At 69.9% G+C, this 8,068-nt stretch carries 4 protein-coding genes; 2 read left to right on the forward strand and 2 right to left on the reverse strand.

Annotation, left to right across the window (positions count from 1 at the left end; translation table 11 throughout):
• The first annotated feature begins 50 nt into the window (after positions 1-50).
• Together ACQR1X_RS15705 and ACQR1X_RS15710 are read left to right on the forward strand one after the other, a co-directional pair.
• Positions 51-698: an AAA family ATPase gene (locus ACQR1X_RS15705; protein ID WP_434885972.1), complete on the forward strand. Its 648-nt coding sequence runs from the start codon at positions 51-53 to the stop codon at positions 696-698.
• The gene (locus ACQR1X_RS15710; RefSeq protein WP_434896274.1) at positions 695-1,276 is read left to right on the forward strand and encodes a DUF697 domain-containing protein; all 582 of its coding nucleotides are present in this window, start codon (positions 695-697) and stop codon (positions 1,274-1,276) included. The genes ACQR1X_RS15705 and ACQR1X_RS15710 overlap by 4 nt, the downstream gene beginning before the upstream one ends.
• Positions 1,277-1,279: 3 nt before the next feature.
• Here ACQR1X_RS15710 and ACQR1X_RS15715 read toward each other — a convergent pair whose 3' ends face one another.
• Together ACQR1X_RS15715 and ACQR1X_RS15720 are read right to left on the reverse strand one after the other, a co-directional pair.
• Positions 1,280-2,503, reverse strand: coding sequence for a trans-sulfuration enzyme family protein (locus ACQR1X_RS15715; RefSeq protein ID WP_316239057.1), 1,224 nt, complete (start codon positions 2,501-2,503; stop codon positions 1,280-1,282).
• On the reverse strand, positions 2,496-8,060 hold the full coding sequence (locus ACQR1X_RS15720) for a type I polyketide synthase (protein WP_434899174.1): 5,565 nt from the start codon (positions 8,058-8,060) through the stop codon (positions 2,496-2,498). The genes ACQR1X_RS15715 and ACQR1X_RS15720 overlap by 8 nt, the downstream gene beginning before the upstream one ends.
• Positions 8,061-8,068 lie beyond the last annotated feature (8 nt).

Here is an 8,068-nt window from a genome sequence, read left to right on the forward strand (position 1 = left end):
GCATTATGCTCCTATCCTGATACGCGCATGGGCTCCCGGGGTGAGCTGACATGACTAATCGGATCATCACGCTGGCCACGCTGAAGGGTGGGAGCGGCAAGAGTACGGTCGCGACCTGCCTAGCGGTGCATTGGCACCTCGCCGGGCGCAGGGTGGTGCTGGTCGATGCCGATCCGCAGCGATCGGTGGTGCGGCTCGCCGAGCGGGAGCGTGCGCTCGCCGGCCTGCGCGTCGTCGAGGATGCCACCGAAGGCGTTTGGCGCACCGCCAAGGAGCTCGCAAAATCGGCGCTGGTGATCATCGACACGCCGGGGTTCCGCACGCCCTCGACGCTCGGCGCCTTGGCCGCGGCCGATCTCGTGATCGTTCCGGTGAAGCCGTCGCCGCTGGATGTCGATGCCATGCTCGACACGCTTGCGATCCTGGTCAACGGCATCAAGGGCTGGCGGCCGCTGTTCCGCTGCCTGCTGACGCAGACGACGCGGGAGTCCGTGATCGCCAAGCACATCCGTGCGGAGATCATGAAGGCCGGCTTCCCGCTGCTCGACAGCGAGATGCAGAACCGCGTCGCCTATCCGGAAGCCGCGCTGTATGGCGCCACGCCGGATCTGATCGACGAGGGCGGGCGCGCGGCGCAGGACATCGCGGCGATCGCCGACGAGATCGATCGTCTGTTCCTCCACGAGGCCGCGGCATGAGCCGCAAGCTGCCGAAGGCGGTCGGCCGGACCATGGGGGAGATGCGCGGCACCGGCGCTGCTGATGGCGACGACGCGCAGGTCGCCGAGGGCAAGAGCGTGAAGGCCAAGGCGGCGCCTGCGGATGCCGGTTCGGACCCGGTCGACGAGGTGATCGCGCCGGCGCTGGTGTCCGGCGTGTCGTCGGCGGTCGTGCCGCCGCACCGGCAGCGCGGCCAGCTTATCGTCGAGCGCTATGCCGCCTATGCCGCCGCGGGTGGGCTGATCCCGATTCCCTTCGCCGGCCCCGTCGGGGTCGGGCTGATCGTGCTGCATATGCTGAAGAAGCTCGCCGAGGAGTACAGCGTGCCGTTCCAATACGATCAGGCGCGCCCGATCGTCGCCAGCCTGATGGCGGCTGCGGCGCCTGTGGTCGCGGGCGGCCTGACCACGGCGGCGCTGAGTCGTGTGGTGCCCGGCGCCAACCTGTACGGGATCGCGGTGTTCTCGCTGACGGCGATGACCACCACGCGCGTGCTCGGCGGCATCTTCCTCGATCATTTCGAGCAGGGCGGCAGCCTAGCCGACCTCGGCGCGTGACCGCTACGCGCCTCCATCGAGTGCGCGCGACCAGTCGGCGATCAGATCGGCAGCCTCCTCGAGGCCGGTCGAGAGCCGCACCCAGAATTCATCCGCCGGCTGTTTGGCGAACTGCCGCGGCGGCGGCTCCAGGATCGGCAGCACGAGGCTCTCGGCGCCGCCCCAGCCGAAGCCGAGCCGGCTCAGAGCGAGGCGGTTGATGGCGGCGATGACGTCGTCGCGGGCCTCGGCGGCGAAGGCGATCGTCAGCAGTCCGGCTGCGCTCCTGCAGTCGCGCCGCCACAGCTCGTGCCCCGGCGCGCCAGGCAGTGCCGGGCACAGCACGCGGCGCACGTCCGCGCGTGCGGCGAACCAGCGGCCGAGCTCGATCGTGGTGCGTAGCTGGCGCTCGCCGCGCAATGGCAGGCTGCGCAGGCCGCGCAGCGCCAGATACGACTCCAGCGCGCCGGGTACGTGCCCGAGCTGCACGGCGATGTCCTTCAGCCGCGCGGCATGGCGGTGCGAGGTGACGAGGGCGCCGAGCATCAGGTCGGCATGGCCCGCCGCCTGCTTGCCGAGCGACACCACGACCACGTCGACACCGTGCTCGAACGGCCGGAACGCGCCGAACGCGCCCCAGCTGTTGTCGAGAATGGTGATGACGCCGTGCGATCGCGCCGCAGCCGCGATGGCGGGTACGTCCTGCATCTCCAGCGACAGCGAGCCCGGCGATTCCATATAGACCGCGCAGGTCCCCGGCCGCAGCAGCCGGGCGATGTCGGCGCCGGCGGCCGGATCGTAGAACTCGATCTCGACGCCAAGGCCGCGCAGCACGGTCTCGCAGAACCGGCGGGTGCTCGACGCGACGGTGTCGGCGACGAGGAGATGCTGGCCGGCGCGGGCGAAGGCGATCAGGGCCGCGGTCACCGCGGCGCTGCCGCTCGACACCAGGATGGCGCGTTCGCCGAGCTCGAGCTGGGCGACCGCCGTCTCGATCCTGCTGACGGCGGGCGTGCCCATGCCGCCATAGAAGAACACGTCGAACGGATTGGCCTCGGCTTCGTGCAGGGTCTCGACAGTGTCGAAGAACACCGTCGAGGCCGGCTGGATCGCGGGCTGCGGAGTCTGCCGCTCTGCGGTTGCTTGAACGGCACGGGTGGACAGATGGAGCTGTGGTCCGCAAGGCTGATCCGGCATCCCGGTCCCGGTCCGCGACGGGCTCAGTCTGATGGCATTGTTGTCAGTCACGGCCGGTGCCCTCCGCAGCGAGCATGTCGATCAGCGCATCGAGTTCGTCCTCCGACAGGGCATCGAGCTCGCCGTCGGACAGGATTGGCGTGTCGCCTGCCGGAACGGGCTCGGCGGAAGGCGCATCCGCCCGCATCGTTTCGAGATGCGATGCGAGCAGCCGCGGTGTCGGATGGTCGAAGATCACGGTGGCCGGCAGGCGGATGCCGGTGCGGCCCTGCAGGCGGTTGCGCAGGTCGAGGCCGCTCAGGGAGTCCAGGCCAAGCTCCGCGAAGCGCCGGTCGGGATCGATGCCATCGCCTGCATCACGCCCGAGCGACCGGGCGAGATCGGCCAGGACCCCGGCAAGCAGCGTCTCATCCGAAGGACGTGGCTCCGCAATCTCCGTCCGAGCCTTTGCTGGAACGTGCCGCTCGCGGCCGGCACGCAGCTCCGCGAGTTGAGGCGCCGCCGGGCGGCGCTCCAGGAAGCGATCGACATCGAGCGGCACCACGCCGATCTGCGCCGGATTGGCTTTCAGGATGCGCCAGAGCGCGTCGAGACCTTGCGCGGTGCGGATCCCGCCGATGCCGAGGCGCTGCAGATTGCCTTGATGGTCGTGTTCGGCCACGACGCCGGTCTCCGACCAGGCGCCCCAGTTGATGCTGATTGCGGCAAGCCCACGCGCACGCCGATGGGCGGCCAGCGCATCGAGCCAGGCATTGGCGGCAGCATGGCTGGCCTGTCCGGCCGAGCCGAGCAGCGATGCGGCGGAGGAGAACAGTACGAAGCAGCCGAGGTCATGCTGCGCAAACAGCCGATGCAGCACCAACGCGCCGGCCACTTTGGGATCGAACGCCAGGGCCAGCCGCCCCGGCGACTGTTCAGTCAACAGCGCATCGTCGAGCACGCCGGCCGCGTGAAACACGCCGCGGATGGGGACGTCGGCGGGCAATGAAGAGAGCACCGACTGCATTGCATGCTCGCTCGCGACGTCGGCCACCAGCGCATGGATCTGGATTCCCGCGGCGCTCCAGCCTGCGAGACGCCGCGCAATGGTCTCATCGGGCGGGCGGCGACCAAGCAGCGCGATGTTGCGCGCGCCCTTCGCGATCAGCGCTTCCGCGAGCGCCAGGCCAAGACCGCCATAGCCGCCGGTGATCAGCTGGATGCCGTCGAACGAAAGTGTGGCGGGCGAACCCTCGGTCCGCTTCGGCGGGGCTGGCGCAATCCGCGGCACGAAACGGCGCCCGTTGCGGACCGCCTGAAGCGTTTCTCCCTCGTCGCAATCGAGCGCGGCCAGCAGATCGGCGCTGGTCGTGCTGGCGTCGATATCGATCAGTCGTGCGGCCAGATTCGGCAGCTCGAGCGCTGCCACTTTCATCAGCCCCGGCAGCGAGGCTGCGACCAGACCATCGACCTGGTCGCCCGGTGATGCAGCGATCGCACCGCGGGTCAGGATGCTGACGCGCGCGGGCGAGGACAGGCTTGCAGCAAGCTGCAAGGTGGCGAGACTGCGCGCCGTCGTGTCGAGGATCGCCGCGCGCATGGTTTCGACTGCGACGTCGGGAGCGCCGGCCGCATCCAGCGCCGTGCAGTCGACAACGTGAACGCGGCCCGTCGCTTCGGCCGCGCGGCGATGCAGCTCGGGTGGTTGCAGCAGGCTGCATTGCGCGCCGGCTTCGGCCAGCACCTGCGCCAGCCGTGCCGCCTCACCTCCCTCGTCGGCCACGAGAAGCCATTCGCTTTCGGCAACGACATGGCCGGCGCGCGCGAGGATGACGGTCTGACCGAACGGCTCTGCGCCAAGCAGCGGTGAGATCTCGTCGAAGCCGTGTCGTGTGAGCATCCGGCCCCAGCCGGCGATGTCGAGCAAAGCATGGCCGGTCTTGCGCCGGTCGTCATCGAAGCGCCACCAGCCGTCGGTCATGCCGAAGGTCAGATCGAGCCAGCGCTGCGGCGTCACCGCTTCGACGAGCACCAGCAGACCGCCAGGCGCCAGCAACTGGCGCGCGTGGGCGAGCGTGACGGCAAGGTCTCGCGTCGCATGCAGCACGTTGGCGGCGACCACGATGTCGAAGCTTCGCAGCGTGAGACCCTGGCTCGCTGGCTCCGCTTCGATATCGAGACGCTTCGTCTCGATCTGCTCGCCGAAGCGGTCGCGTGCATCGGTCAGGAACACGGTGCCGATGTCGGTGAACACGTAGCGTGTGGCATCTCTGGGCAGCGCATCGAGCACGGCGGCCGTGGTCGCTCCGGTCCCGGCACCGATCTCCAGGACCTGGATCTGACCGGGGGCTGCCTGTTCGGCCCAGGACGCCAGCGCCTGCTTCAGCAGCGTGTTCATACAGCGCGTCGGCAACGGCTCAGAATAGAGCTCAGCGAGCTGGCGCGGATCGCCGGCGGGCGACAGCAATTCGAGCGGATCGAGCTTGCCGGTGAGCACCTCGTGCAGCCGGGGTCCGCAACGCGACAGCAGCCGCCACTCGGCGGCGATCGAGATGTCGGGCAAATTGGCGGGCGCGCGCGGCGGCAGCGGCCGGTCGGGCCGATCGACAAAGCCGGTGGATGTCGTGGCGATGAGGCCGGCCTCCGCCAACATCGACAGCATGCGCGCGAGCAGGGCGCGCTGGTTCGAAGCAATGCCGAAGCGCGCCGCGATCGTCTCCACCGAGCCGTCGAGCGCGAGGTGACGGCGCCAGCCGAGCGCATGGAGCGCGCCGGCGGCATAGCAAAGGCTGACCTCATCGAGCAGCCGTTGGCCGTCGCGATAGGCGACGTAGGCCGGCGTTGCCGCGAGACGTTCGCCTGTCGCGGCAACCGATGCCGCGATCTTGCGGACGGCGGGCCGGTGCAGCCGCTGCGCGCGCCAATGCTCGGCGATGAACCAGGCGTCGGGCGCGGCATCCGCGTGGGCCAGCCAGTCGGCCGGCATGGCGCGCGCTTCGAAGCCTTCGATCACGAGCCGCGTATCGCCCGTGTCCGAGAGCAGGCGCAGGTCGGCGGTGACGCTGTCGGCATCGCGGCGCGTCAGGCGCATGTGCCACCAGCCGGTCGCCTGGTCCGGACCACCCGTCCATCGCAGGCCGGCGCAACGCACCGGGACGATCGGCGCATTGTAGTCGTCGCCGAGCGCCGCGAGCAGCAATTGAAAGCCCGCATCGATCAAGCCAGGATGCAGCGGACCTGCTTCATCCGCGGTGAGATGATCGAGTGGCGCGCAGCGCGCCAGGGCCTGGTCTCGGCCGCGCCAGACCTGCTGCAGATGGCGAAAGCGCGGGCCGAGCGCGATCCCGAACCGGCGGGCGCGCGCATAGAGCGCGACGACATCGAGCGCGTCGGGGCAAGCGCCGCGGAGCGCAGCGAGATCGCTCGCGGGCGCAGCCCCGCTGACGTCCTGCAAGCGCGCTGTCAGGCACCGCCGCCATGCCGACTCATTAGCGGCACGGCCCATCAGTTTGAGCTGGCCGCCATCGGCATCGCCATCAGTGACGGCGATTTCCACCTCCACGTCAGCGCCAGGCGGCAGCGTGAGGGGCTGTGGCAGCCTGATGTCGCTGAGGCCGCTGACGCCGAGGCGCATGGCCGCCTCGCGGGCGGCCGCAATCCATACGGCGCCGGCGACAACGATCGCGCCCTGCACCTCGTGATCGTCAAGCAGCGGCTGCAGCGAAGGGCCAAGCCGGAAATGAAACAAGGTCGCGTCGAGCGCGGCCGAGCGGACGAGAGCGCCGATCAGAGAGCGGGGCGTGCCGCTTGCGAGGTCGAACCAATAACGCTGCCGCTGGAACGCCGTGGTGGCGACATCGCGCTTGCGCCAGCTCTGCCGCGGCCAGAGCATCGACCAGTCGACGCTGCGGCCCGCGAGGAACGCCGCAGCGGCGGCGTGGCGGTCGGTTGTTCGTTCGCCGTCGCCACTCACGCTGTGAGCGACCGCGGAAGCGGCCTGCGAGGTGGCGTCACCGCGTGCAAAGGCGCGTAGCTGCCGCGCGAACTCGCTGGGCTCGGATGCGATCGCCGTGAGGCGATGCCCGAACGCGCCGCGGCAGGTCGCGGCTGTCGCACAATAATCGCGGAGCTCGGCCGCCGGCAATGCGTCCAGCAGACCCGCGTGCTGCTCGGCCTGCTCGCGCAGCGCCGCGGCGGACTTTGCCGAGATCACCAGCAGCTCGTCGCCGCAAGGCGCCGGAATGGCCGGCACATCCGCGGGCACGGGCACCTCGATGACGAGATGGGCGTTGGTTCCGGAGAAGCCGAAGGCGCTGACGGCGGCGACGCGTCGGCCCGGCGGCAAGGGCGTCGGCTTGCGCGGCACTGCAAGCCGGTAGTGATCCCAGTCGATGTTCGGATTGGGCGTCTCGAAGTGCAGATGCGGCGGCACGATGCCGTTCCGCAGACTGAGAACGGTCTTCATCAGCCCGGCAACGCCGGCCGCGGCTTCCAGATGTCCGAAATTGGTCTTCAGCGATCCAACGAGCAGCGGCTCACTGCGCTCGGTGGCATAGACACGGCCGATCGCCCGCAGCTCGATGGGATCGCCGAGCGGCGTGCCGGTGCCATGAGCCTCGACATAGGCAACGTCGGACGCAGCGAGGCACGCGCGGCCAAGTGCTTCGCGCATGACGGCTTCCTGCGCGGCTCCGCTCGGCACGGTCAGGCCGCCGCTGGCGCCGTCCTGGTTGACGGCGCTGCCTCTGATGATGCCGAGGATGGTGTCGCCATCGGCCTCGGCATCGGCGAGACGCTTCAGCACCACGACGCCGCAGCCCTCGCCACGGACATAGCCGTCGGCGCCGGCGTCGAACGTGCGGCAGCGCCCGCGCGGCGACAGCATGTGCGCCTTGGAGAAGGCGATGCTTGGGACCGGGCTGAGGATCAACCCGACGCCGCCGGCGAGCGCGAGGCTGCATTCGTTCTGCTGCAGGCTGCGGCAGGCCTGGTGGATCGCGACCAGCGACGACGAGCAGGCGGTGTCGATGGTCATGCTCGGACCGGTGAGGCCGAGGGCATAGGACAGGCGGCCGGCGGCCACGCTGAGCACCGTGCCGCTGACATGATAGGGCCCGACGCGGTCGCGATCCTCGGGCGCCGCCTGCAGCGTTGCGTAGTCGAAAGTGCCGAGACCCATGAACACGCCGGCGGGGCTGCCGTAGAGCGCGGTCGGATCCTGGTTGGCGCGCTCCAGCGCCTCCCAGCTCACCTCGAGCAGGACACGCTGCTGCGGATCCATGGCGTGGGCTTCGCGCGGCGCGATGTTGAAGAAGTCGGCATCGAAGCGATCGACGCCTGCGCAGAACGCGCCGTGGCGCGCGGTCATGTGCCCCGGCGTGGCGGGATCCGGATCGACGAGGCGGGCGTTGTCCCAGCGATCCCGTGGCGTCTCGGTCACTGCGTCACGTCCATTGGCGAGACTGTCCCACAGCTCCGCGGGCGTACCGGCGCCGGGCAGGCGGCAGGCCATGCCGACAATCGCGATCGGCGCCGGCGTCTTGAGGCGCGCGATCTCCGCCTCGAGGCGGCGGATCGTCAGCAGCGCCTGCTTGATGAGGGATGGGTCTCTGGGCTCTGGACTGCTCATGACCATCG

It is taken from the genome of Bradyrhizobium sp. HKCCYLRH3073 (assembly GCF_051167995.1).
GTDB lineage: Bacteria > Pseudomonadota > Alphaproteobacteria > Rhizobiales > Xanthobacteraceae > Bradyrhizobium.